This window comes from Luteibacter sp. Sphag1AF (assembly GCF_014192715.1).
In the GTDB taxonomy this organism is placed as follows: Bacteria; Pseudomonadota; Gammaproteobacteria; order Xanthomonadales; family Rhodanobacteraceae; genus Luteibacter.
Genome location: NZ_JACHYH010000006.1, coordinates 172495 through 196908 on the forward strand (window position 1 = coordinate 172495; position 24414 = coordinate 196908).

At 65.3% G+C, this 24414-nt stretch carries 23 protein-coding genes; 9 read left to right on the plus strand and 14 right to left on the minus strand.

Annotation, left to right across the window (positions count from 1 at the left end; translation table 11 throughout):
• Positions 1-5 precede the first annotated feature (5 nt).
• The 8 genes from FHW69_RS15075 to FHW69_RS15110 all read left to right on the plus strand — a co-directional run bounded on the left by FHW69_RS15075 (position 6) and on the right by FHW69_RS15110 (position 12455).
• Positions 6-1502, plus strand: a complete 1497-nt coding sequence (locus tag FHW69_RS15075; RefSeq protein WP_183423912.1) for a GGDEF domain-containing protein — start codon at positions 6-8, stop codon at positions 1500-1502.
• Between the two features lie 63 nt (positions 1503-1565).
• Positions 1566-2162, plus strand: coding sequence for a YigZ family protein (locus FHW69_RS15080; protein ID WP_183423913.1), 597 nt, complete (start codon positions 1566-1568; stop codon positions 2160-2162).
• Positions 2163-2220: 58 nt separating this feature from the next.
• The gene (locus FHW69_RS15085) at positions 2221-3996 is read left to right on the plus strand and encodes an ABC transporter transmembrane domain-containing protein (protein WP_183423914.1); all 1776 of its coding nucleotides are present in this window, start codon (positions 2221-2223) and stop codon (positions 3994-3996) included.
• 81 nt (positions 3997-4077) lie between these two features.
• Positions 4078-5100 carry a ligase-associated DNA damage response exonuclease gene (locus tag FHW69_RS15090; protein ID WP_183423915.1) on the plus strand — a complete coding sequence of 341 codons (1023 nt, stop codon included), beginning with the start codon at positions 4078-4080 and terminating at the stop codon, positions 5098-5100.
• The gene (locus FHW69_RS15095; protein WP_183423916.1) at positions 5100-6695 is read left to right on the plus strand and encodes an ATP-dependent DNA ligase; all 1596 of its coding nucleotides are present in this window, start codon (positions 5100-5102) and stop codon (positions 6693-6695) included. The genes FHW69_RS15090 and FHW69_RS15095 overlap by 1 nt, the downstream gene beginning before the upstream one ends.
• Positions 6652-9090: a ligase-associated DNA damage response DEXH box helicase gene (locus FHW69_RS15100; RefSeq protein ID WP_183423917.1), complete on the plus strand. Its 2439-nt coding sequence runs from the start codon at positions 6652-6654 to the stop codon at positions 9088-9090. Before FHW69_RS15095 ends, FHW69_RS15100 begins: the two co-directional genes overlap by 44 nt.
• Complete coding sequence (gene pdeM, locus FHW69_RS15105; RefSeq protein WP_183423918.1) at positions 9087-9746, plus strand: ligase-associated DNA damage response endonuclease PdeM; 660 nt, start codon at positions 9087-9089, stop codon at positions 9744-9746. Before FHW69_RS15100 ends, pdeM begins: the two co-directional genes overlap by 4 nt.
• A gap of 60 nt (positions 9747-9806) precedes the next feature.
• Entirely contained in the window at positions 9807-12455 is a 2649-nt protein-coding gene (locus FHW69_RS15110; RefSeq protein WP_183423919.1) for a S8 family serine peptidase, read from the plus strand.
• On the opposite strand, the gene FHW69_RS15115 is transcribed toward FHW69_RS15110, so the two are convergent.
• The 14 genes from FHW69_RS15115 to FHW69_RS15180 form a co-directional block, all read right to left on the minus strand.
• On the minus strand, positions 12443-13183 hold the full coding sequence (locus FHW69_RS15115) for a copper homeostasis protein CutC (protein ID WP_183423920.1): 741 nt from the start codon (positions 13181-13183) through the stop codon (positions 12443-12445). The genes FHW69_RS15110 and FHW69_RS15115 overlap by 13 nt on opposite strands.
• Entirely contained in the window at positions 13183-14226 is a 1044-nt protein-coding gene (locus FHW69_RS15120; RefSeq protein ID WP_183423921.1) for a N(4)-(beta-N-acetylglucosaminyl)-L-asparaginase, read from the minus strand. The genes FHW69_RS15115 and FHW69_RS15120 overlap by 1 nt, the downstream gene beginning before the upstream one ends.
• 120 nt (positions 14227-14346) lie before the next feature.
• Entirely contained in the window at positions 14347-14730 is a 384-nt protein-coding gene (locus FHW69_RS15125) for a type IV pilin protein (RefSeq protein ID WP_183423922.1), read from the minus strand.
• Positions 14731-14765: 35 nt separating this feature from the next.
• A complete protein-coding gene (locus FHW69_RS15130; protein WP_183423923.1) occupies positions 14766-14942 on the minus strand; it encodes a hypothetical protein in 177 nt (58 codons plus the stop codon).
• Complete coding sequence (locus tag FHW69_RS15135) at positions 14939-15571, minus strand: hypothetical protein (RefSeq protein ID WP_221195576.1); 633 nt, start codon at positions 15569-15571, stop codon at positions 14939-14941. Before FHW69_RS15135 ends, FHW69_RS15130 begins: the two co-directional genes overlap by 4 nt.
• Positions 15572-15594: 23 nt before the next feature.
• Entirely contained in the window at positions 15595-16038 is a 444-nt protein-coding gene (locus tag FHW69_RS15140; protein ID WP_183423925.1) for a hypothetical protein, read from the minus strand.
• Positions 16039-16396: 358 nt separating this feature from the next.
• Positions 16397-16603, minus strand: coding sequence for a cold-shock protein (locus FHW69_RS15145; protein WP_183423926.1), 207 nt, complete (start codon positions 16601-16603; stop codon positions 16397-16399).
• Between the two features lie 120 nt (positions 16604-16723).
• Positions 16724-17476, minus strand: a complete 753-nt coding sequence (locus FHW69_RS15150) for an S-methyl-5'-thioinosine phosphorylase (RefSeq protein WP_183423927.1) — start codon at positions 17474-17476, stop codon at positions 16724-16726.
• A gap of 19 nt (positions 17477-17495) precedes the next feature.
• Entirely contained in the window at positions 17496-18041 is a 546-nt protein-coding gene (locus FHW69_RS15155; protein WP_183423991.1) for a hypoxanthine-guanine phosphoribosyltransferase, read from the minus strand.
• Between the two features lie 13 nt (positions 18042-18054).
• Positions 18055-19056: a beta-N-acetylhexosaminidase gene (gene nagZ, locus FHW69_RS15160; protein WP_183423928.1), complete on the minus strand. Its 1002-nt coding sequence runs from the start codon at positions 19054-19056 to the stop codon at positions 18055-18057.
• Positions 19050-19550: a CYTH domain-containing protein gene (locus tag FHW69_RS15165; RefSeq protein ID WP_183423929.1), complete on the minus strand. Its 501-nt coding sequence runs from the start codon at positions 19548-19550 to the stop codon at positions 19050-19052. Before FHW69_RS15165 ends, nagZ begins: the two co-directional genes overlap by 7 nt.
• Positions 19551-19571: 21 nt before the next feature.
• Entirely contained in the window at positions 19572-20870 is a 1299-nt protein-coding gene (gene rlmD, locus FHW69_RS15170; protein WP_183423930.1) for a 23S rRNA (uracil(1939)-C(5))-methyltransferase RlmD, read from the minus strand.
• A 77-nt stretch (positions 20871-20947) separates the two neighbouring features.
• Positions 20948-21565 carry a YdbL family protein gene (locus FHW69_RS15175; protein WP_183423931.1) on the minus strand — a complete coding sequence of 206 codons (618 nt, stop codon included), beginning with the start codon at positions 21563-21565 and terminating at the stop codon, positions 20948-20950.
• A 21-nt stretch (positions 21566-21586) separates the two neighbouring features.
• Complete coding sequence (locus FHW69_RS15180) at positions 21587-23614, minus strand: hypothetical protein (RefSeq protein WP_183423932.1); 2028 nt, start codon at positions 23612-23614, stop codon at positions 21587-21589.
• A 44-nt stretch (positions 23615-23658) separates the two neighbouring features.
• Here FHW69_RS15180 and FHW69_RS15185 point away from each other — a divergent pair, with 44 nt between their 5' ends.
• Entirely contained in the window at positions 23659-24414 is a 756-nt protein-coding gene (locus FHW69_RS15185) for a response regulator (protein ID WP_183423933.1), read from the plus strand.

Consider the following 24414-nt stretch of genomic DNA (forward strand, 5'->3'; position numbering starts at 1 on the left):
GCGCCATGAAAGCATTCATCGCCGCAGCGGCCCTCGTCGCGGTTCACGCCATCACTGTCACGGCCCTGCCCGGGCAAGGCATGGCCATTTCCTATGCGTTCTTTTTCCTGGCCGGCAGCCTGGCTATCGGCGCCTCGCTGCATGCATGGCGCCGCTCGGGCGCGCAGCGCGATGGCCGCTGGCTGCTGCTGACGGCAAGCCTGGTGTTGTGGGCAGTGGGCATGCTGCTGAGCGCCCGCCAGTACTACTGGCTGGCCAACGACAACCCCGCCCCGGGCGACAGCATGTTCCTGTATGTGCTGTACGTGCTGCCGGTGCTGGTCGCGGTGTCTTCGGCGCCGGTCCCGGCGCGCAAGCGATGGGCGCTGTCCATTGACCTGGTGCTGGCATCGTTGCTGGGCATCCTGTTCTACGTGCACACGTTCTCCATCGTCAGCATGCAGGGGGCCGTGGGCTCGACACAGGAAAACGACATCGTCCGCATGCTGGACATCGAGAACTTTGCACTGGCCATTGCCGCGCTGCTGCGTTATCTGGCGACCGATCGCGCCGACGATCACTATTTTTTCCGTAGCGTGGCCGCATTCTTTTCCACGTATGCACTGGTCGTTTTCTATTACAACCACTACGTCGCCCTGGGCGACCACCCGGAGTTTGGTACCGCATGGGACGTCCTGCTGGTCATACCCTTCCTTGCCCTGGTGCTGACTGCATCTGCGCGGCAATCGCAACGGCACTGGCATCCGTCCGTGTATCTGGTGCGCTTCGTACAAAGCGCCAGCCCCACGTTTCTTGCACTGAGCGTGCTGGGCCTCGGACTGATGGTGATCCGCGACATGCCCGTGCTCGGCATCGTGGGTGCCGTGGCTGCGGTGCTGGGCATCGGCCTGCGCAGTTCACTGGCCCAGGTGGATCTGGTTGCCGAAGAACATCGACTTGCACAGCGGCGCGACGCACTGGAAGGCCTGGTGTTTACCGACAGCCTGACCGGGCTGGCCAACCGTCGCGCGCTGGATGAACGACTGCTGCGTGAGTGGCATCGTCCCGGGCAACGCGAGCCCATTGCGCTGCTGATGATCGATCTGGACTTCTTCAAGGAATACAACGACCGCTACGGCCACCTCGCCGGAGATGACTGCCTGCGAACAGTAGCCAGCGCCCTGTTTGCGCGCTGCCTTCGCGCGGGCGATTTCCTGGCCCGTTACGGCGGCGAAGAATTCGCGGTGATCGCCCCAGCCACGCGCCTGGCCGACGCGGTGGCGCTGGCGGACAATCTGCGCAGGCAGGTGGAAGAGCAGCGCATCATCCATCCGCTCAGCCCCTACGGGCACATGACAGTGAGTGTCGGTGTTGCCACGCTGCAACCCCACGCCACAGGTGGCCCACTGGATCTGCTGAATGCGGCGGATCACGCGCTGTATCAGGCCAAGCACGAAGGCCGCAATCGCACGGGATGCATTCGCGACGAACGCGTACGCGAGACCAGCACCAGCGACGCGTGATCTGCTCCGCGCCTGCCTTTTTGGCTTACCCTGCCCGCCCGTGACCACCGCCAGCCCTGTCCTTTGAGCGAAATCCTTACCACCTTGCCCGGCCCGTGCTCGTTCGAAGAAGACATTCGCAAGAGTCGTTTCCTCGCGCAGGCGGCTCCTGTGGATGATCCGGCCGAGGCGCTGGCGTTTCTTGCGCGGGTGAGTGACCCGGCTGCCACGCATAATTGCTGGGCCTACCGCATCGGTGACGCCTATCGGTTCAACGACGACGGCGAGCCGGGCGGCACCGCTGGCAAGCCCATTCTTCAGGCGATTGACGGACAGGCGCGCGACCGCGTCGTGGTGGTGGTCACCCGCTGGTACGGCGGCATCAAGCTGGGTGCCGGCGGCCTGGCCCGGGCTTATGGCGGGTGCGCGGCAGAATGCCTGCGCATTGCGCCGCAGGTGCCGTTGATTGTCACGGGGCTGCTGGAGCTTCACTGTGAATTCGCCGGACTGGCGCTGGTGAAAGCCCGGCTGCGCGAGATGGACGCAGGCATCGAAGATGAATCATTCGACGCCACAGGCGCCCTGCTCCGCGTGCGCGCGCCGCTGGATCGCCTTGAGGGCATCAGCCAGCGCCTGACTGACCTCACCCGCGGCCGCGTGGCACCCCGCCGGGTTGATTGAATAGCCACTGGGGCGGCCCCATGACTGGCCCGACCTCTTTCATTCACGGATTTACCGCATGAGCGATCCCAGCAAGGACGCCCCGGCGCCCTCGCGCCGCATTGGCGCGCTTGCCAGCCTCTGGCCCTACCTGAAGCCGCACAAGGCGCTGGCCATCGGGTGGCTGGTGTTCCTCGGCGTGTCCTCCGGCGCGTCCCTGGTGCTGCCGGTGGCTGTGCGGCACATGATCGACAAGGGCTTCGCCGCGTCGAGCATGGCTACCATCAACGGCACGTTTCTCGCGCTGTTTGGCGTGGCCGTGGTGCTGGCACTGGCCACGGCTGCCCGGTATTTCTGCATCGCCCTGCTGGGCGAGCGCTCGCTGGCATCGCTGCGGCAGGCGCTCTACACGCACATCATCAAGCTGGACGTCGGCTTCTTCGAGCGCACCCGCGTGGGTGAACTCACCTCGCGGCTGGGCACCGATACCGAAGTGGTCCAGACGCTGGTGGGCTCCGGCATCTCCGTGGCGCTGCGCAGTGCCGTGATGCTGGTGGGCGCTTCGGTCGCGATGGCATGGACCAGCCCACGGCTGGCGGGCCTGACCGCGCTGGTCATTCCCGCGGTGATGCTGCCCATCCTGGTTTTTGGCCGGCGTGTGCAGAAACTGTCGAGGAACAGCCAGGACCGCCTCGCCGACGCCGCTGCCGTGGCCAACGAAACCCTCAATGCCGCACCGGCCGTGAAGGCCTACGCGCGCGAAGACATCGAAAGCAGCCGCTACAGCCGGGCCATCTCGCTGGCACTTGCCACGGCGCGTCGGCGTATCGGGGTGCGCTCGCTGCTTACGGCCACGGTGATCGTGCTGATCTTTGGTGCGATCACGCTGGTGCTGTGGGTGGGCGCGGGCGATGTGATCTCCGGCAAATTGCAGCCAGGCGTACTCAGTCAGTTCGTTCTGTATGCGATCTTCGCAGCTGGCTCGGTCGCCGGATTATCCGAGGTATGGGGTGACGTGCTGCGTGCCGCGGGCGCCATGGAACGCATCGGCGAACTGTTCGCCGAAAAACCCGACATCGCCAGCCCGGCGCAGCCGCTGGCGCTGCCCAGGCCGGTCAAGGGTGCCCTGCGCTTTGACCATGTAGCCTTCCACTATCCCACGCGCCCTGACGTTCGTGCGCTGCACGACTTCACGCTGGACATCACGCCCGGCGAGACAGTGGCGCTGGTGGGCCCCTCCGGCGCGGGCAAGAGCACCGTGTTCGGCCTGCTGCTGCGTTTCTACGATCCGCAGTCCGGCAGCATCCGCCTGGACGGTGTGGACCTGAAGGCGCTCACGTTGCCCGACCTGCGCGGCGTCATCGCACTGGTGCCGCAGGAAACGGTGATCTTTGGCGGCAGCGCGGCCGACAACATCCGCTTCGGCCGCGCCGATGCGTCCGATGACGAAGTGCGCGAAGCCGCCCGCATGGCCGAGGCAGACTCGTTCATTTCAGCGCTGACGGAGGGCTACGACGCCGCACTGGGCGAGCGTGGCGTGCGCCTGTCCGGCGGACAGCGCCAGCGCATTGCCATCGCACGAGCCATCCTGCGTGACGCACCGCTGTTGCTTCTGGACGAAGCCACCTCCGCGCTGGATGCCCAGTCCGAAGCAGCCATCCAGCACGCACTCGAACGCCTGGAGCGCGGTCGCACCACGCTGGTCATCGCCCATCGACTGGCGACGGTACTGCGGGCTGATCGCATCGTGGTAATGGATGGCGGGCGCATCGTGGCCCAGGGCACACACGAGCAGCTGCTCGCCGAAGGCGGCCTGTACGCCGAGCTCGCGCGCCTGCAGTTCGGCCTGCACTGAGAAAGCGATGCGGGCCCGGCACGTCCGGGCTCGCATCGCCTTGTCACCGCATTGACACCTCGCTGCCTAGGCTGCAAAGCCATGGATAGCGACCTGCTGCTGCCCAGGCCCGAAGGTCTCTACTGTCCGGCCGGCGACTTCTACATTGATCCGCTGTATCCGGTGCATCGCGCCGTGGTGACGCATGCCCATGGCGATCATGCACGCTCTGGCAGCGGTCACTACGATGTGGCCCTGGCGGGCGTCGGCCTGATGCGCGAGCGTCTGGGCGCGGGCTCATCCATCGACGCTCACGCGTACGGCGAGCGATTCGCGATGGGCGACACCGTCATATCGCTGCATCCGTCGGGCCACGTGCTGGGTGCGGCACAGATACGGATCGAAGGTGCCGGCAAAGTGGCCGTGGTATCGGGCGACTACAAGCGCGATCCGGACCCGACCTGCGCGCCGTTCGAGCCGGTGCCCTGCGATATCTTCGTCACCGAATCCACGTTCGGACTTCCCGTGTATCGCTGGCCGCACATGTCCAGCGTGATCGACGACATGCTCGCCTGGCTGGACGAGTGCAAGGCGCAGAATGTGCCGGCCGTGCTGTTCTGTTATGCGCTGGGCAAGGCGCAGCGCATCCTCGCCGAACTGGCGCGGCACACGACACGCACGGTGTTTCTGCACGGCGCGATGCTTCGCCTTGTGGACGTTTACCGCGAAGCTGGCATCCGCATGCTGCCGACAGCGCCAGTGTCCGAGTCCGCGCGCGGCAGGGATTTCGCAGGAGAGCTGATCATGGCGCCTCCTTCCGCTGCGGGCTCACCGTGGATGAAGCGCTTCTCCAGGGCATCCACCGGCTTCGCGTCCGGATGGATGCGCATTCGGGGAGCGCGGCGCCGGCGCGGCTATGACCGCGGATTCGTGGTGTCCGATCATGCGGACTGGCCGGGTCTGGTGCAGAGTGTGCGCGATTCGCAGGCCAAACGGATCTACGTGACCCACGGCGATGGCGAAGCGCTGATCCGTTACCTGCGCGACAACGGCCACGATGCACGGCCACTGCGCGAATTGGGTGGTGCCATGCCCGACGAGCGGTCCAGCGAGGAAGGCGACTGATGCGCCGCTTCGCGGACCTTTACGAAGCGCTGGATCGCACCGCGTCCACCAGCGCCAAGCGCGACGCCATGGCGCATTACTTTGCCGAGGCGCCGGCTGACGACGCCGCGTGGGCGGTGTTCGTGCTGGGCGGTGGCAAACGGCGGCGTACCGCGACGTCCACGGAACTGCGTGCCGCGCTCGCTGCCGAAACCGGTTACGCCGACTGGTTGATTGACGAGTGCTACCAGCAGGTGGGCGACCTGGCCGAAACCGTCGCACTGATGCTCCCCGACCATGCCGGCGATGATGGCGATGTGCCGTTGCATGCGTGGCTGGAAGACCGCCTGCCGTCACTCGCCAGGCTGGACAGCGCCACGCGCGTGGAAACACTGCGCACATGGTGGCGGCAACTGCCCCGTCCGCAGATTTTCCTGCTCAACAAATTGCTGACCGGGTCGCTGCGCGTGGGTGTATCGCAACGATTGGTCGTGCAGGCGCTGGCGCAATGGTCAGGGCTTCCCACCGACATTCTGGCGCATCGCCTCAGTGGCGACTGGCGTCCGGACGCACACGCCATGGGAGAGCTGGCGCGGCCTGCACGTGCTGACGAACATGCCGGTGACCGACCCTACCCTTTCTTTCTTGCATCGCCGCTGGAGCACGAACCCGCGTCGCTGGGCGACATCGGCGAATGGATCGCCGAGTGGAAATGGGATGGCATCCGCGCACAACTGATGCGTCGCGCAGGCACCGCACGGCTGTGGTCACGCGGCGAAGAGCGCCTGGACGGACGCTTCCCCGAAATCGAACTCGCCTCGCTGCAACTTCCCGATGGCGTGGTGCTGGATGGCGAAATTCTGGGATGGGCCGCCAATGAGGAACACCCCCTCCTGTTTACCGCGCTGCAAAAGCGCATCGGCAAGCAGAAGCCCGGGCCGAAATTACTGGCCGATGTGCCGGTGCGCTTCATGGCTTATGACCTCGTGGAGCAAGCCGGCGATGATCTGCGCGAACTTCCTCTGGAAGAACGCCGAGCAAGGCTGGTGCGATTGCTGGAATCACACGGGCCCACGCTCATGCTCTCGCCGGAGGTGAAAGCCACCGACTGGCAGGCGCTGGCCATCCTCCGCGATGAATCGCGTGTACGCCTTACCGAAGGCCTGATGATCAAGCGGCGCACCTCGCCCTACCGAACAGGCCGCAAACGCGGTGACTGGTGGAAATGGAAAATTGATCCGTACACGCTGGATGCCGTGTTGCTGTATGCGCAGCCCGGCCACGGGCGCCGCTCCGGCCTGTTTACCGACTATACGTTCGGCGTGTGGGATGGCGACACGCTGGTGCCGGTAGCCAAAGCGTATTCCGGCCTGGATGACGCGGAGATCGGCCAGCTTGACCGCTGGATACGCGCGAATACTCTGGAACGTTTCGGACCCGTGCGGTCGGTCCCTGCACACCACGTGTTTGAACTCGCGTTCGAGGCCATTCAGGCGTCGGGCCGTCACAAGTCCGGCATAGCGGTGCGCTTTCCGCGCATCCTGCGCTGGCGTCACGATCTGGCGATTCACGATGCCGACCGACTCGACGACCTCCGCCGCCTGGCGTCGGGCTGAGGCGCGTCTGCGCGACTGGTTCGCGCAGGCGGATCGCCGGCCGGCACCGTTCCAGCGCGCTGCGTGGCGTGCGTGGGCGCAAGGCCAGAACGGGTTGATCCATGCCCCCACGGGCACCGGCAAGACGCTCGCCGCCGTCGGTGGTCCGTTGATTGATGCCGTCTTGCGACCTCAGACCGGCCTGCAATTGCTCTGGATCACTCCCTTGCGCTCGCTGGCGACCGACACCGCACAACACCTCGCCGCTGCTGTGGAAGCGATGGATCTGCCGTGGCGCGTGCTTCGGCGAACCGGCGACAGCGGCAGCAGCGAGCGCGCGAAGCTGCGTCGCGGTGCCTGCGAATTGCTGATCACCACACCGGAAAGCCTCGCACTGTTGCTCAGTTATCCGGATGCCTCCGAACGCTTTGCGCGACTTCGCGGCGTGGTCGTTGACGAATGGCACGAACTGATCGGCAGCAAACGCGGCACCCTGCTGCAACTGGGGCTGACGCGCCTGCGCCGCGATCTGCCCGATCTCAGGACATGGGGGTTGTCCGCTACCCTGGGCAACCTTGAAGAAGCGCTGCACGCACTCGCCGACGATGGGGTGCTGATCGGAAGCGCGTCGCGCAAGCGCACGCACATAGACACGGCGCTCCCCGAAGGCGGCGAGCGCTTTCCCTGGGCCGGGCATCTGGGCCTTTCCCAACTCCCCCGCGTGCTGGACGCCGTGACGTCGGCCCGAACCAGCCTGGTGTTCGCCAACACCCGTTCGCAGGCAGAGTTGTGGCACGAAGCATTGGCGTCCGTGTGGCCTGAGTCACCCGACACGCTGGCGCTGCATCATGGCTCCATCGACCCAAAGCTTCGCTTCGCGACGGAGGAGCGATTGCGCACCGGCACGTTGCGTTGCGTGGTGGCCACATCCAGCCTCGACCTGGGCGTGGACTTCTCCAGCGTGGAACGCGTCGTGCAGATTGGCAGTCCGAAAAGCGTCGCCCGACTGTTGCAACGCGCCGGGCGTAGCGGCCACCAGCCAGGCCAGCCGTCACGCATCCTGTGTGTGCCCACCCATCTGCTGGAACTGGCCGAAGTAGCGGCCGCGCGTCGCGCGCTGAACGAAGGACATCTGGAGCCGCGCCATCCCCTGCGCGGTTGTCTGGACGTACTCGCCCAGCATCTGGTGACGCTGGCGCTCGGCGGTGGTTTTTGCGCTGACGATGCCTATGCAGAAATCACCACATGTCTGGCCTATGCGCGCCTGCCCCGCCACCGCTTCGATGCCGTGCTGACCTATCTGCAAACCGGTGGCTCAGCGCTGGCCGCGTATCCGGAGTATCACAAGCTGGTGGAAACCGACGGTCGGTTCAGCGTGGAAAGCAGTCGCATCGCAAGGATGCATCGCCTGTCCATCGGAACCATCACCTCCGATGGAAGCATGCAGGTGCGCTATCTGAAGGGTGCCCGGCTGGGCACGGTCGAGGAAAGCTTTCTGTCGCGCCTGCGTCCCGGTGATCGCTTTCTCTTCGCCGGTCGAAATCTCCAGCTGGTTCGCGTGCGCGACATGACGGCCTATGTACGCGCGGCACCCAACCGCCGCGGTGGCGTGCCGCGCTGGATGGGTGGGCGACTGCCGTTGTCAGGCGAATTATCCGATGAACTGCGCCGCACGCTTGCAGATGCAAACGCGCCCGAATCGGAAATGAAAACCCTTCGACCTCTGCTCGCCATCCAGCGAAAGCATTCGCACCTTCCGGGCATGGATGAGTTGCTTTGCGAACGAGTGCGTACGCGCGAAGGCGACTATCTGTTCGTGTACCTGTTCGCCGGCCGACTCGCACACGAGGGCCTTGCCGCCGTGCTCGCATGGCGACTGGCGCGGCTGAAAGCCGGTGACTACGGTTACGCGGTCAACGATTACGGGCTGGCCATCACGGCCGCGCATCTGCCGCCGCTGGATGGTGCGCTCATGCGCCAGCTGCTACACCCCGCCTCACTGGCAACCGACATTCGCGCCAGCGTGAATCTTTCGGAACTGGCGCGCCGTCAGTTTCGGGATGTGGCGCGCGTGGCCGGACTGGTCTTTACCGGTTACCCATCGCAGGGGAAAACGTTGCGCCAGCTTCAGGCATCCAGCGGCCTTCTGTTCGACGTGCTGCGCCGGCACGATCCTCATCACCCGTTGCTGTGGCAGGCCGAGCGTGAGGTGCTGGATCAGCAACTGGACTATGCACGCCTGCGCTCTTGCCTCGTTCGCGCAGCACGGTCCACGCTGGTGTGGCGCGAGCCAAAGCGGCTGACACCTCTTTCATTTCCACTGTGGGTGGAGCGCGTGCGCGGCGGCATCGCGAACGACGACTGGAAGCAACGCGTCGAACGCATGGCAGCCTCGCTGGAAGCCAACGCGTCATGACAGCGCACATCATCGAACGCGCCGGTGAACAACTGCTGCTGCATCCGGAGCGCGCCCTGTATTGGCCCGCGCAACGCATGCTGATGGTGGCCGATGTCCATTTCGGAAAGGGTGCCGTCTTCCGGCGTGCGGGCATTCCCGTGCCGTCGGGCGACACGCTGGAAGATCTCCGCCGGCTGGACACGCTGATCGACCACTTCTCCCCGGAACGCCTGCTCGTGCTGGGCGACCTGATTCATGGCCATGCCACGTCGCGCAGCGAGTGGGTGGCGCACGTGCGTGGATGGCGCGACGCGCATGCCGCTGTATCGGTAGAGCTCGTAGCCGGTAACCACGACCGCCATTTCGATTGCCGCACGCTGGGCATCACGGTGCACGACGACAACCTGCGCGTCGGACCCTTGCTGCTGGCGCACCATCCGCACACTGACGGGCAGGGTTATGTACTGGCAGGCCACGTACATCCGGGCGTTGTGCTGCGCGATGGATGGCGGCGTCATCGTCTGCCCGCTTTCTGCTTCGATGCCACCACAGGTCTTCTGCCTGCGTTCGGTACGTGGACCGGCCTGCACGAGATGGCGCCCGCACAGGGTCGCGAGCTGATCGCTGTCACACCAGCAGGACTGGTGCCCGTGCCGGCCACGCGCGCCGACTGACTGCGGCCACGGGGCTCGCTGCGGAACAATCGTCGCCTCCCCCGGTCACGGAGCGACATCATGGATTTCTCTCTTCCCATGCGGGCATCCCTGTACCCCGGCGCAGCGCTTCTGGTATGCCTGAGCCTCGGCGCATGTGGCGGCGGGAGTTCCGCGCGACCGGGTGCAAACAACGGCGGGCAAGCGCCCGCATCGCGTTATCCCATGATCCCGGCCGGGTTTACGGGCACGGGTGTCAACGTGGGGTTGATCGACACGGGAGCGGACAGCAGCCACCCCGCGCTGGCAGGACGTATCGCCTCACAGCGCCGCTATCTCCCCGACCATCTCGCCACGCCCGACAAAGACGACCCTTACGGCCACGGCACGCTGATGGCACAGCTGATCGCCGGACGCGGTTCACCTGGTGTGCGCGGTGGCGTGGCTCAGGCGGCACGCATTCACAGCGCGCGGGTGGCAGACGACGCTCAAGGGCAACTGGATGTGTCTGCCATCGTAAGCGCCTATCAAGACCTGCTCGGCGAGGGTGTCCGCATCTTCAACAACAGCTACGCCACCACATCGGCACAAGGCCCGGCGGTTCGCCACGCATGGTACCGGCGCGCGTTTGGCCCTGCGGTGACGCAGCACCGCGCACTGCTGGTCTTCGCCGCCGGCAACGATGGCCTTGCTCAGCCATCGGAGGAAGCGAGACTCCCCCATTCCTTTCCCGAACTGGAGCGTGGCTGGCTCGCGGTGGTCAACGTAGACCTCGACGCGGCCGGTCGCGTGACCGGTCTGCATCCCGCATCCAACGCATGCGGCAGCGCGGCACCGTGGTGTATCGCAGCGCCCGGCACGCATCGCGTTGCCGCGGTGGGCGTCCGCTACGCGTCGGGCGTCACGAATGGCACATCGGCGGCGGCAGCCATCGTGACCGGCGCCGCCGCCCTGGTGCAGGAAGCGTTTCCTTATTTCACCGGTGAACAGGTTCGGCAGACGCTGTTGAGCACGGCCGCGCCGCTCGGTGACACGGCGCGCTACGGTCATGGCCTGCTGGACATCGTGCGCGCAGTGCGGGGGCCGGCCGCGTTTCATTGGGGCGAATTCGACGTGCGCATCCCGGGTGACAGCACATGGAGCCACGACATCAGCGGAGAAGGCGGCGTGGCCAAGCGCGGCCCGGGCACACTCCGGCTGACGGGCGACAACCACTATCGCGGCGTCACCCGCGTGGTCGAAGGATCACTGCACGTGGATGGCACGGTACGCACGCCCATCCACATCTGGCCGGCAGCCACGCTGACCGGACAAGGTCACATCCTCAGCGACGTCATCAATGCCGGCTGGCTGGTGACGTCGGCCCGTCTGCGTATCCAGGGCAACTATCAGGCCAACGACACCGCCGTGCTGTCCGTCGCACCGGGACAGCCCCTGCGCGTGGATGGGCAAGCCCTCATTGAAGGCAGTTCGCTGTCGCTGCGACCGCCTGCGCCGGGCTACCTGCTTTCGTCCAGCGAACCCCTGCTGATGGCCGCGCACGGAGTGCAGGGACGATTCGCGCAGGTCCGTTACGAAGGTGGCGTGTTCTACGACGCACAACTGGAATACCTTCCGGATGCGGTCCAGGCACATATCCAGCGTCGATCCGTGGCGCAGATACTGGGAGCATCCGATACGAACGGGCAGATGGCGGCACTGGACGCGGCGCTGACGCAGGCCAGCGCACGTGCGCCGCATGGAGAGGTTCCGGCGGAAGTTGCCGCGCTGCTCCGTTCGCCGGATGTGGCGAGCGTGCGTTCGTCCGTAGACAGCCTGTCGGCAAGTGCTCATGTCGCCAACCGCGTGCTCGCCGCGCAACGCCACGACGCATATCTTCGCGCTGTCGCGCTTCGTTCGTTCAGCGTCGCAGGAGGCGACGTTGCCGACGGCGCGTGGCTGGATCATGTGCAATGGCGCGAGCGCGGCCTGGCTTCCAGCGTGCATGGCAGCCAGGGCATTCGTGGTGGATACGACATGCGCAAGGACGATGCGTTTGCCGCAGGCGTCGCCTTTGAAGTCGCGCGCGCGACGGCAGCCTTCGCGGGTGGCAACGGCACGTTCACCGCAGCCACGCAGACTGCCACGCTGCACGCCATCACCACGGCGAAGCACGGCTACATCGGTTCGATGTTCTCCCTCGGCAACACCACGCATCAAGTGCAGCGAACGCTGTTTCCCGGCGAACATCCAGCGACGGCGAGGTCACGCTATCGCGTGACGTCCATGACGTGGCGACTGGAAGCCGGCCGGCACGTACAGATGGGGTCATCGCGGCTATCGCCATATCTGTGCGCAGGCATCGAGCGCTCGCGACACGGCGCCTTCACCGAGCATGGAGCCTCTGGTTTTGGCATCGCCGCATCGGCTCAATGGACCAGCCGACCCGTGGCATGCGCGGGTTTGCGCTATGCCGCGCGGCATCAACGCGTGCACGCGCTGGCGCATGCACAGGTGCAGCACAACATCGGCGGCCGTCGCCGTGACTTCCGCGCCTCATTCGCTGCGTTTCCGGACGCTGGCTGGCGCGTCAATGGCCCGGGTCTGGCGCGCAGGGAGGCATCGGCTGGCGTTGCCCTGCACATGGAGTTGCACGGCGCATGGCATGCGCGAATCGGAGCCGAAGTCCACCAGAGGTCGGGGCAGCCGACTGGCGTCGATACGTCGCTGGGGCTCGCTTATACGTTCTGAGCCGGGGCCGCCTGTATCGCGGACACGAGTTGCCGGATCGTGGCGTCATCGCTGTCTTGCGGCATCGCCCCCATGCCCAGATCGTCCTCCGGCTGGTAGCGCACGGAGGACGGTCGCGGCGCACGTGCTGAGGCATGCAGCTCTGCGACACCCGTGGCAGCAATCAGCGGCCCCGCGTTTTCCGGACTGACACCCGCACCCGCCATGATGCGAATGCGCGGTCCTCCCTGCTCCACCAGCGAGGCAATAGCGCTGCGTCCTTCCCAAGCACTGCGCTGACCACCCGACGTGAGCACGCGTTCGCAGCCCAGTGCGATGATCGCCTCCAGTGCACGCGTGCGGTCACGGGCGACGTCGAACGCGCGGTGAAAGGTGACGCCCAGCCCGCGTGCGGCGCGCATCAGTTCGCCGCAGAACACGACATCAACGTCTCCATCCGCATCCAGTGCGCCCACAACCACGCCATCACATCCCAGCCGAACGCAGTGCTCCACGTCGGCGAGCATGCTTTCCTGCTCGCTGGCGTCAAACAGAAAGTGGCCAGCGCGTGCACGAATAAGCACATAGAGGGGAATGCGCAGCGCGTCACGTGCCCGCGCGATGACGGCATGGGAGGGTGTCAGGCCACCGAGTTCCAGCCCACTGCAAAGTTCGACGCGCCCCGCTCCCGCGAACTGCGCAGCGCGCGCGGACGCCACCGAGCCTGCCGCGATTTCCAGGATGCGCATCAGTACGTGCTCTTACCCGGAATGAGCGCGTCCTGTTTGCCCGCGTCGCACACTGCGTAGGAAAAGCCTTTCTGGATGGCCCACGCGCCAACGCGGCCGCGCTTGTCCATGGCGAGAAAGCCCACCTGGATATCGGCGCCACGTACGCTTTTGCGCTTCAGGATGCGTTCCACCGCCTCCCGACAGGCATCCTCGGGCGAGCGCCCCTGACGCATGAGTTCCACCACGAGAAAACTGCCCACGTTGCGGATCACTTCTTCGCCCACGCCAGTGGACGTCGCTGCACCCACCTCGTTGTCCACATACAGCCCCGCACCGATGATGGGGCTGTCGCCCACACGACCGTGAAGCTTCCATGCCATGCCGCTGGTAGTACAGGCGCCGGAGAGGTTGCCTCTGGCGTCGATGGCCAGCATCCCGATGGTGTCGTGGTTGCGGGCATCCCCAGGCTTGCTGCCTGCGGGGCCAACCCCGTAGTCGCGAATTTCGCTGTTGGCTGACGGCTTGTATTTCGCCGTCTTCAGCCATGCTTGCCAGGCCTCGCGTGATTCGGGCGTCAGCAGTTCTTCTTTCGGGAACCCCTGCTCCATGGCGAACTGAAGTGCGCCATCACCCACCAGCAACACATGCGGTGTGCGCTCCATGACGCGACGCGCCACCGAGATGGGATGTGCGATGTGTTCCAGCGCTGCCACGGCACCGCAGTCGCCGTTCTCATCCATGATGCTTGCATCCAGCGTCACCTTGCCATCGCGATCCGGGTACCCCGCGCGCCCCACGCTGTGATTGCGCAGGTCGGCCTCGGGAATGCGCGCGCCGGCTTCCACCGCGTCCAGCGCCCTGCCACCCGTGGAAAGTACCTTCCACGCGGCCTGGTTGGCGGCCACACCGAAGTCCCAGGTGGAACAGACCCGGGGAAGCACGCCGTCCGCCGGGGCGGTCGACGCGCCGCTCACGGCAGATCCGGCATTCACCCGCACCGGCTGCGCCAGCAAGACACCCGAAGCCACACTCGCACCCTGCAAGAAACGCCTGCGATCCATTGATGATCCCCACGTCGATGAGCCCGGCGCCCATCGCGCCACAGGCCATGGTGTCACGGCGCGTAGCCGGGTCTCCATAGGCTGAGGGTCAGGGTTGCCCGTGCACGGGCGTTTCAGGGACTACCAACAGGCGCCATGTCGGTGCCGCTCTTTGTCCTCGGGCGCGGGAAAGGTACGGCCAAGATGGTCAATCGCCAGTTCCCCGCAGGCATCACGCACCTGTGGGCCACGCGGACGAGCCACTAGCAGGAAGCCTTCGTCGTCGAGCTGCGCAGACATCGCCAACTCGTAGTGGCCCCCGGTACTCAACAGGGGGGTCTGAAGTGCCTCGACGTCGCTGGCAGGTTTGCCGTGACGTGCCTGGTAGCGCTGCTGGGACAGCACCGCATCCAGCAGAAGCTGGCGCCCTTCCATGCGCCGGACCCGCGTGCCGTAGTGCCGGTATGAAGTGACAGCCACCATAGCCAGAGTGGCCATCACCAGCAGCACGGACAGGAGTTCCACCGCGCTGAATCCGCGCGCGCCGCGCGCCGCCCGCTTCATGGCTCCGACGGTGCGTGCCGCACCGCCCACAACGCCTGCATGGACTCGTGCAACTGCACGGAAAGTGCCAGTTGCAACATTGCTGCCCGCATGATGCCGACAGAAAACCCCGCCAGCAGGAGCACGACCAGCAGCACAAGGGGCAGCGCGACGCCCCGGGCGCGCGGCGTCATGGCAATGGCTCCGGAAGTGCCGCAACACTCCTGAACGACAAGACCTGTTCCTCGGCAGGCCGGAGCGAGGGGGCCGCACGCACGCGCAGTTGCACTTCCACGCCGCGAACGCGATGCCATGCACTCAGCGCCTGCACTTCATGAGCCATGGCGTAGCGGACCCCACGTTCCACGTCTGGCAACGCGTAGCGCCACGCCAGCGATGCGACGCCGGTTGCCATCGTGGCGCACTCGCCGTCCGGATTGCAGCGGCGCAGTTCCCGCTGGCCCTCGCCGAGCCCGCGATGCAGATACCAGCGCCACGTGAGGTCGGCGGCATCCTTGTTTCGCCGGGTAAGCGTCAGAACATCCGACCGTGCCACGCGCGCGTTCAGCGCCGGAAATCCCGACAGCGGCGGCACGCAGGAGCCGGCCTCACAGCGGTGTCCGAGCACGGCCACTTCGCCTCCGGCATCCCCGCTGCCCACCTGCGTGATGCCGCGAAGCAGCGCTGTCATGGCGAAACGGCCTTCTTCGTGCGTCTGCGCCTGCCGCGTGCGCAACCAGGCGGCGCGCATCGTGGACGTGAGCCACGCCACGGCGGCCGCGGACACGAGCAGGCCCAACGCAACGGCCACCAGCAATTCCATCAGGGAAAACCCTCTCGGCCGCCTCAAAGCATGACCCGCCAGGATTGCTGACGGCGCACACCGGCCGGATCACGCCAGCCGATCACCAGCGCACATTCGTACGATGCCCCACAGCCGATGTCGACCCAGCCATCCGGGCCTGCGGATTCCGCCAGCACATCGAGCCACCGCGAGGCCAGAGAGGTCGCGGGAAGCGGCGCCACACAGGTGGCATCCGGATCGCAGAGGGCGTCATGGCCGCTCGCGTAGTGACCGTTGTACCGCCCCAGGGCGGCGGCCTCGTGATCCATGCGCAGATGCGCGACGACGTCAGCCGCCACGAATTCCACATAGGTGAGTGCCCGCGCTTCGCGCTCCACACGGGAGGCGGCATTCAACGCAGTGAGGGTTCCCACGGTGCCCAGCCCGAGGGTCAGGGACGCAACCATCACCTCGATCAGGGAAACGCCGGACTGGGAGATGAACATGCCAAGCGGCCAGACACCGTGGGGGTCACAGGGTGTCCTGCAACTCACCTTGCGCGCGATATCCGCACGCCGCAAATCGGGGTAGGCGCCCGGCGGGACGCATGTCAGGGCGCGCCCGCTTTATGCCTTTGGTCATTAACCCGAATCGGGCACACATTTATCGGTACGCAATTACGGCAAATGCGATAATTCCATTCGCGAAAACATGCGAACGAATGAAGCGCCGGGTAATCCAGGAGATAATCCGGCCCGTAAACGTTTTCACACATGTGAAAAATAAATGTCCTGGAGAAATGCGAGCACAAAAAAGCCCCGCACCGTAGTGCGGGGCTCTGTGTCACAGCTAAGCCTTTAGCTATCAGGTAGCGATTTCGACGCCCGAGGCCTGGGCACCCTTCGGCCCCGTGGTTACCTCGAACTTCACGCGCTGGCCTTCCTGCAGGCTACGGAAACCCTTGGAATTGATTGCAGAAAAGTGGACGAACACGTCCTCCCCACCGTCCTCGGGTGCGATGAAACCGAAACCCTTGGCATCGTTGAACCACTTGACCGTACCGAAACGCATTGCGTAAACCTCTGGACATGGACTGGAAGCGTCCGCAGGGCAGGCCTCCAATCTTTCCCCCTGCCCGCCCCCCGGCGCAGGCGAAGTATCAACATGTTTGATAGGAAAGCGCAACAGGATTCATTCGGGGTTCGCGGTTACCAGATGGGCAAGAATGGGAGGCACGGAGGCAGTGGCCGCAGCCAGGTGCGCGAATATCTCTTCAATACTGATTTCTTCTTCGTCGCCACAGCCCGCCGCGAAATTGGCGACCAGTGCGAGACACGCGTATTGAATATCCAGTTCACGCGCGAGCACGGCTTCGGGCATGCCCGTCATGCCCACCAGATCACACCCGTCGCGACGCATGCGGGCGATTTCGGCGCGGGTCTCCAGTCGCGGGCCCTGGGTGGCGCCGTAGCAACCACCGTCGATCACTGGGTGACCGGCCGCAGCCGCCGCGGCTACCAGCGCGTGACGCAGGCTGGCGGTGTAAGGCTCGCTGAAGTCGATGTGGCGGACTTCGGCACCTTCCACGTCACAGAAGCTGGTGTAGCGGCCGTGCGTGTAGTCGATGATCTGGTCGGGAACGACCAGCACCCGCGGGCCCATATCGTCGCGAATGCCGCCTACGGCGTTTACGCCGACCACGCGGCGAGCGCCCAGGTGATGCAGCGCCCAGAGGTTGGCGCGGTAGTTCACCCGATGCGGGGGCACCGTGTGGCTTTCACCGTGACGGGCCAGGAATGCGATGCGGCGACCGTGGAAATCACCCACCACGACGTCGCCCGAGGCAGGGCCAAACGGCGTGTCGACACGGTGGCGTTCGGCGTTTTCAAGGCCGGGAAACTGGTACAGACCGCTGCCGCCGATGACGGCCAGATCAATGGACATGGGTGTAACTCCGGAGCTTTCAGTCTTTGAGTGCGTAGATGCCAGGCAGGTTGCGCGCCTGCTCGCGGAAATCCATGCCGTAGCCGAATACGTAACGGTCGGGCAGATCCACGCCGTTGAAGTCGGCCACGATGCCTTCCGCACGGCGATCATGGATCTTGGTGCACAGCGTGGTCACGAGCACACGACGCGCGCCCAGCGCGAGGCACGCATCGCGCACCGCCTTGAGGGTGTGGCCTTCATCGAGGATGTCGTCCACCAGCAACACGGTGCGACCTGCCAGCGACACCTGCGGACGGCGCAGCCAGTGCAGCTCGCTGCCCTGGGTATCGCCGCGGTAGCGCGTGGCATGCACGTAGTCGAACTCAAGATCCGTGCGCACGGACAGGGCGAGCTGACCGGCGAAGATCAGTGCGCCATGCATCACTGTGAGGAATACCGGCACTTCGCCATCCAGGGCGGCGTCAATTTCGGCGGCCATGCGGGTGATCTGTGCGTCCAGCGTGGCGCGGTCGAACAGGAGGTCTGACTGGGTCAGCGCTTCTTTCAGCGTATCGGGAACGATCACGGGTCTATCCTCAAGAATTCAATGCGGTAACGCGCGCGATGAAGCGATCACGCTGCGGGTTGTCCAGAAGGCCTGCCCACGTGCTGCCGATGGCGCCACGCAGAGGCACCACACGCTCCGGTGCGGCCAGGCGACGGCCGCGCACGGCGGCAATGGCCTCGTCGACGATATCGGGAAAACATGCCAGCACGATGTCGCAACCGGCTTCCAGATGCGCCTGCACACGCGCTGCAATGCCGCCGGCACTGGCCGCAGCCGCCATGCTGATGTCGTCGCTGATGACGGCGCCGCGGAAGCCGAGCTCGCCTCGCAGATGATCCCCGATCCACACCGTGGAGAACCCCGCGGGCTGGTCATCAACAGACGGATAAAGTACGTGCGCCATCATCACCGCTTCAACGGGTGCTTCGATGCCAGCCGCAAACGGGATGAGGTCGGTGGCCATGATGTCAGCGAGGCTGCGCGCATCCACGGCCACATCCACGTGGGTGTCGGCAGCAACGGAGCCATGGCCGGGAAAATGCTTCAGCACGGCCGCCATGCCGCCCAGATGCATGCCACGCACGTAAGCCTGGATGAGTTCGGCGGCGATCAGCGGATCGGCGTGCAGCGCACGGTTGCCGATGGCGGCGCTGCCGCGATCCAGATCGGCGACCGGCGCAAAGCTGAAGTCGATGCCCGTGGCGCGCAATTCGCTGGCCATGACCCATGCATGTTCTTCGGCGAGGCGGATGCCTTCGGTCGGATCACGGTCAAATGCTTTACCGATGGCGGCCAGCGGCGGAAGCAACGTGAAACCTTCGCGCAGGCGCTGCACGCGACCGCCTTCCTGATCCACGCACACCAGGAAGTCGTCGCCAGCCACATCACGCACCGCGTCCACGAGTGCCTGCACCTGCTCGCGCGACACCACATTGCGCGAAAAAAGGATCACGCCAATGACGCCCGGCGCGGTAATTCGCGCGTGTTCGTGTGCCAGCAGTTCCGGCCCTTCCAGCCCGATGATCAGCATGCCGTGCTCTCCCACTGACTGAAGGGATGATCAATCAGGTTCACGTTGTAGTAGCGCGGATCGTCGCTCACTTCGCGTCCCAGCCATGATGGACGCGGAAAGTCTGCGTCCACATGCGGGAGTTCGACTTCCGCCACGATGAGGCCCGCGTTGGCGCCCGCGAATTCATCCACCTCGAACAGCACGCCGTCCACGACGACGTGGTGACGGGTTTTCTCCACGGCGCCATCGCACAGATCGGCCAGCATGCGCAGGGCATCGTCCAGCGGAATGGGATAATCGTATTCCTGGCGCTCGATACCCAATGTGGCCGACTTGATGTTGAGCCACGCCTCATCACCCGAACGACGCAAGCGTACCGACGAGCGCGCGCTGCCATCGCGGATGGCCGTTGCGCCCACCAGGTAGCCCTGCGCAATGACCTCGCTGCGCGACACGTGCGGTCGCCAGCTGTCATCGGCGAGAAGAAACTTGCGTTCGATTTCAATGCCCATCGTGTTCGGATTCCGGAAGAGTCAGCGCTCGAAAAGCGCGATGGATTCGACATGAGCCGTGTGCGGGAACATGTCCATCACACCGGCACTGACGAGGCGGAAGCCATGTTTCTGCACAAGGATGCCAGCGTCACGCGCCAGCGAACCCGGGTGGCACGACACGTACACGACGCGGCGCGTCGCCTTCCCGGGCAGGTATTCCAGCACTTTGTCTGCACCTGCGCGCGGCGGGTCAAGTACGAGCTTGTCCCACACCTGGGTGGCCCAGGGGGCGTGCTTCTGATTCTCGAACAGGTTGGCCACGGCGAACGACACGTTGTGCAGGCCGTTGCGTGCGGCGTTTTCTGCTGCGCGCTCGACCAGCCCATGTTCACCTTCCACGCCGATCACATGAGCCACGTGACGGGCAATGGGCAGGGTGAAGTTGCCGAGGCCGCAGAAGAGATCCAGCACGCGATCGGTCGGCTGCGGATCCAGCAGTTCCATGGTGCGCGCCATCATGCGCTGGTTCATGCCGGCGTTGACCTGCACGAAGTCCAGAGGACGGAATTCCAGCTCGACGTTGTCGGCGGTGATGGCGAAGGCCAGGCGCGGCTGTTCCGGCCATAGCGGATGTACCGTAGAGATGCCGCCCGGTTGCAGATAGATGGCCAGACCGTGCTGCTGCCCGAAAGCAACGAGCTTGGCCTGATCGCCTGCCGACAATGGCGTCATGTGACGGAACACCAGTGCCACCGTGTCATCACCCGCGGCAAATTCCACCTGCGGGATGTCACTGCGGGCTTCCAGCGTGCCGATCATGTCGGCCAGCAAGCCCACCTTGGGGCCCAGCGCGGGATGAATCACTTCGCAGTGGGTGATGTCGGCGACGAAGCCCGGATTGGATTCCTCGCGGAAGCCGACCAGCACCCTCTCCTTCTTGGCCACGTAACGCACCGAGAAGCGGCCCTTGCGACGATAGCCCCATGGCTGATCGGTCAGCGGTGGCAGCCACGTTTCCGGGCGCACCTTGCCAATGCGCTCGAAGTTCTCGGCCAGCACGTTCTGCTTGGCTTCGATCTGCGCTGCCGGGTCCATGTGTTGCAGCGAGCATCCGCTGCACATCGTGAAATGCCGGCAGCGCGGCTCGACGCGATGCACCGAGGGCGTGATGATTTCGACGATATCGGCTTCGTCGTAATTGCGGTGACGCTTGCGCAGCGCAACGCGCACGCTTTCGCCCATCAGCGCACCACTGACAAAAACAGCCTTGTTGTCGATGCGGGCAACGCCCCGACCGTCATGAGTGAGGCCGGTAATAGTGGTTTGAAATTCAGTCATCTTCTGAAAAAAGAAGCCCGGAGCGGGTCCGGGCAGTCAATCGGTCGAGAGGGCCGCCAGGGCGGCACGGCGTGTGCCTACCTGCGCTTCCAGGCACCCGAGGCGTCCTGATAATACCAGCCCGGCGGGGAACGCTCGATCCATCCAGACGCAAAGGTGGTACGGATGCGGCTTTCCCACTCCGGATGGCCGTTGGCGCTGGCCACTTCACGGTACAGGGCGGCGCGATCGCGGTTTTCGTCGGCCACCACGGCAGCAACCTGGGCCCGGTCGGCCAGCGGCAGCTGAGAGGCATCACGCACCGCGACCATGCCATCGGCCGTGAAGCCCACGGCGCCCTGATCGAAGTAACCCTTCAAGTTGCCACGGAAGCGGTTTTTCATACGCTCGCGAATGGCTTCGGTGGCGGGGGTCTGCACGCGCACGTCGGGAACGTCGGCAGCCGTTGCGGTGGGAATGATCAGATCAAGCAGGGAGGCAGAAGGTTGCTGGCCGGAAGCCGGCCTGGCCGCAGGCCGAAGTACCGGCTTGGGGTCTTTGGCGGCCGGTGCCACACCGCTGTCGTCCAGCACGTTGCCAATGAACTGGTCGGCCGCTTTCTGTGCCGCCGCTTCCGGGAAGTACACGTTGATGGTGACGCAACCGACCAGCGCGACGAACGCGGTGGCCAGCAGGCCCAGAGTGAATTGACGCATGCGGCTCTCCTTGAGGTGTCGCTACTGTATGACGGGTGCGTTGCCTTCGGTAGCCGATTTCAGACGACGGACCAGCGTGGGCCAGTCCACTTCATGCTGATGCCCGATCACCGACAGTCGGGGCAGCCCGCTTCCTTCGACGATAGTGTAGCCGCCGTTGGTCTCGCCCAGACCGCCCATGCTGCACACTTCCGAACGAAGCGTGCAGGTGAGGCCAATGCGTTTATAGCCGAACGTCTTGAACAGCTTCAGCACGGCGCCCTGCAAACCGGCAGCAACACCACCCCCTCCCACGGCCGTGAGGTTGTTGACGGCCTGCTGGCTGATCCGGCCGCCCTCGGGTGCGAGCAGTTGCGCCTTGAACGCCACGGGCGTCCAGCCGACCAGACGCAGATTCGACACCGAGCCATTCAGGCGTCCGGTGATGTTGCCGAAGTCGAACACGCCGGTCAGCAGCCCGAGATCCAGCTTGCTGATCGACACGTTGGCCGTAAGCACCGGCACATCACTGAAGGGCTTTTCGAGTGTTAGCGCCGTAACGTCCACGAAGCCATCGAAAACGTTGAGCGTGAGGCCTCCGCCCAGTTCCATCCGGTCGTCCACATAGCGCAACGAGGGCACGGCGCCGCCGACGGTGCCGCCGAACTGTGGCCAGCCAAACGCCCTGGAAAGCTGGGACATGTTGACCTGGGTGAGCACCAGCGAGGTCTGCAATCGTTCGCCGCGCGATGCGGCCGGGTCGAAGGTCAGGCCCTGTACGCGCAGTTGTCCATCCAGCACAGGAATGGCCGCGGGCTTCTGCAACGTCAGCTTGCCGTTGACGCCCTGCCAGTGCGCTTCGGTCGCGCCATTGGGAATGTTGAATACCTGCAGCGAACGCCAGCCAAGCTGGGTGGCCGGACGCGTGGCGCCCACCGCCCAGTCCAGGCCGCCGCGCAGCCCGCGAACACCCAGGCGACCTGCTGCGTCCTGAAGATCCAGGCCATCGGTGTGAAACGCAAACGAGGTCAATCCGCCCGAACCCATGGCCACCTTGGCGGTGAAGGCCCCGGAGGACTGAAGCCCGGGCAGGCCCAGGGTGGCCAGCCAGCTCTTGCCGTAGCGGTCATAGGCGGCGGGCATGCGGGCGTCCACCCGATTCAATGCCAGGCGGTCGAGGTCGCCGGACGGCGAGAAGCCCAGGTCACCCTCCAGCGTCAATGCATCCGGATCATTCACGCGCAGGCGCTGGATGGAAAGCGCGCCCTTCTGCGAACGCGCATCGAACGAGAGTTGCACCGGGTGCGCCGGCAGTCGCGCGTACATCGGCCCCAGCAGTAGTTCGCCGCCGCGCAGGGTGCTTTCCAGGGTAATCGCCGCCCCACCACCGGAGGTGTCGAGGCCGAGGCGGCCACTACCCGTCAGCCGGGCACCGGCCAGTGTGCCGCCCGGGGAATCGAAGCCCACGCCGGTCAGCGAAAACTGGCCGGTGGTCTGAATGCCTTTGTCCAGCACGTCCAGCGCCAGCTCGGCGTCAACCTTGCCGGTGGTCGCCCTGCCCGACCAGACGGTGGACAGCAGCCCTTGCAACCAGCCAGCCGGGAGGTTCTTGAGGCTGATCTGGGCGTGGGTGGGCTCGTCGATGGGCATAGCCACGGATGCAGAGGCCTTGTCCTGGACGATGTCGACCTGCAGCGTATTGGCGGCATCGTCGGCCACCAGCGTGACATGGGCTTTGGAAAGCGCGGCGCCAGGCGCGCCGGTGAGCTTCACGTCGCCGTCGAAAAGCCAGCGTCCCTGCTCGTCGCGGGTCAGCGAGCCGTTCAGCGACAGACCCACCCGTTTCCAGCCCATGGCCGGGATATCGGCGCGCACAGCGCTCAGGCGAACGTTGAGACTATTGCCAGAGGACGATGGATCGAGACCGGCATCAACGTTCTTCATCTGGATGCCGGGCATATTCAGCACGTCAGCCGACACCGCCACTCCCGCGTTTACCCCGAACGAACATGCCAGGGCGGCAAGGAATACGAGCAGAAAGCCGAGTTGTCGTCTTGATACCGGAGGCATGTGCGGTCATTCTGCCAAAACCAGATGAACAACACGGAACGTTGATGACACCTGATCACACGAAGTGCTCCCATTCGCCTGCACAGGCGCCCCAGACCGCCGCCCGGATCCTCGTGGCAGACGATGACGAGACCACCCGCCAGTTCCTCGGCGAAGTTCTCAACAGCATGGGGTATGAGGTTACCTGTTGTGCAGACGGCCGTGCAGCCGCCGCGCTGGCAGCCACCGAGTTCTATGATGCCCTGATCCTGGATTGCCGCATGCCCCACGCCGGGGCCATCAGCGTGCTGACCGTACTGCGTGCCGATGCAGCGGCCCGCTCGGTGCGCAGCCCGGCCATCGCCACCAGCGCCGATGTGCCGCCCGAGCTTCGTGCCGAGCTTCATGCTGCCGGATTTGCGGCGGTACTGGAGAAGCCCTGCCAACAGGCGGACCTGCACAAGCTGCTGGGTAACGTACTGGGCACCCGGGCGGCGCTTGCCACGCTGGATGACCGTGAGGCGCTGGCCGCTACCGGCGACGCCCAGACCATGCAGGCGCTGCGCACCCTGCTTCATGCCGAACTGGCACAGCTGGACGACGACCTGCCCGACCTGGCGCACCGCCCGCGCGAACTGGTCGAACGCCTGCACCGGCTGCGCTCAGCCTGCGGTTTTTGCGGAGCCAGTCGTCTCGGTGCGCAGGCGCGCACGCTTCATCTGAAGGTGCTGGCCAGCGCTGCGGCGCCCGCCGAGGATGACCTCGCCGCCTTCCGCGACGACCTGCGAACGACTATCGACGCGCTTGCCGTGCCCGCCTGA

Excerpts from the sequence above, each read along its gene's own strand:
- FHW69_RS15075 (WP_183423912.1), top strand. The coding sequence starts at position 6 with ATGAAAGCATTCATCGCCGCAGCGGCCCTCGTCGCGGTTCACGCCATC.
- FHW69_RS15140 (WP_183423925.1), bottom strand. The coding sequence starts at position 16,038 with ATGTTCATCTCCCAGTCCGGCGTTTCCCTGATCGAGGTGATGGTTGCG.
- pdeM (WP_183423918.1), top strand. The coding sequence starts at position 9,087 with ATGACAGCGCACATCATCGAACGCGCCGGTGAACAACTGCTGCTGCAT.
- FHW69_RS15115 (WP_183423920.1), bottom strand. The coding sequence starts at position 13,183 with ATGCGCATCCTGGAAATCGCGGCAGGCTCGGTGGCGTCCGCGCGCGCT.
- FHW69_RS15180 (WP_183423932.1), bottom strand. The coding sequence starts at position 23,614 with ATGCCTCCGGTATCAAGACGACAACTCGGCTTTCTGCTCGTATTCCTT.
- FHW69_RS15090 (WP_183423915.1), top strand. The coding sequence starts at position 4,078 with ATGGATAGCGACCTGCTGCTGCCCAGGCCCGAAGGTCTCTACTGTCCG.
- FHW69_RS15085 (WP_183423914.1), top strand. The coding sequence starts at position 2,221 with ATGAGCGATCCCAGCAAGGACGCCCCGGCGCCCTCGCGCCGCATTGGC.
- FHW69_RS15150 (WP_183423927.1), bottom strand. The coding sequence starts at position 17,476 with ATGTCCATTGATCTGGCCGTCATCGGCGGCAGCGGTCTGTACCAGTTT.
- FHW69_RS15095 (WP_183423916.1), top strand. The coding sequence starts at position 5,100 with ATGCGCCGCTTCGCGGACCTTTACGAAGCGCTGGATCGCACCGCGTCC.
- rlmD (WP_183423930.1), bottom strand. The coding sequence starts at position 20,870 with ATGACTGAATTTCAAACCACTATTACCGGCCTCACTCATGACGGTCGG.
- FHW69_RS15130 (WP_183423923.1), bottom strand. The coding sequence starts at position 14,942 with ATGACGCCGCGCGCCCGGGGCGTCGCGCTGCCCCTTGTGCTGCTGGTC.
- FHW69_RS15110 (WP_183423919.1), top strand. The coding sequence starts at position 9,807 with ATGGATTTCTCTCTTCCCATGCGGGCATCCCTGTACCCCGGCGCAGCG.
- FHW69_RS15165 (WP_183423929.1), bottom strand. The coding sequence starts at position 19,550 with ATGGGCATTGAAATCGAACGCAAGTTTCTTCTCGCCGATGACAGCTGG.
- FHW69_RS15185 (WP_183423933.1), top strand. The coding sequence starts at position 23,659 with ATGACACCTGATCACACGAAGTGCTCCCATTCGCCTGCACAGGCGCCC.
- FHW69_RS15175 (WP_183423931.1), bottom strand. The coding sequence starts at position 21,565 with ATGCGTCAATTCACTCTGGGCCTGCTGGCCACCGCGTTCGTCGCGCTG.
- FHW69_RS15100 (WP_183423917.1), top strand. The coding sequence starts at position 6,652 with ATGCCGACCGACTCGACGACCTCCGCCGCCTGGCGTCGGGCTGAGGCG.
- FHW69_RS15120 (WP_183423921.1), bottom strand. The coding sequence starts at position 14,226 with ATGGATCGCAGGCGTTTCTTGCAGGGTGCGAGTGTGGCTTCGGGTGTC.
- FHW69_RS15145 (WP_183423926.1), bottom strand. The coding sequence starts at position 16,603 with ATGCGTTTCGGTACGGTCAAGTGGTTCAACGATGCCAAGGGTTTCGGT.
- FHW69_RS15135 (WP_221195576.1), bottom strand. The coding sequence starts at position 15,571 with ATGGAATTGCTGGTGGCCGTTGCGTTGGGCCTGCTCGTGTCCGCGGCC.
- nagZ (WP_183423928.1), bottom strand. The coding sequence starts at position 19,056 with ATGCTGATCATCGGGCTGGAAGGGCCGGAACTGCTGGCACACGAACAC.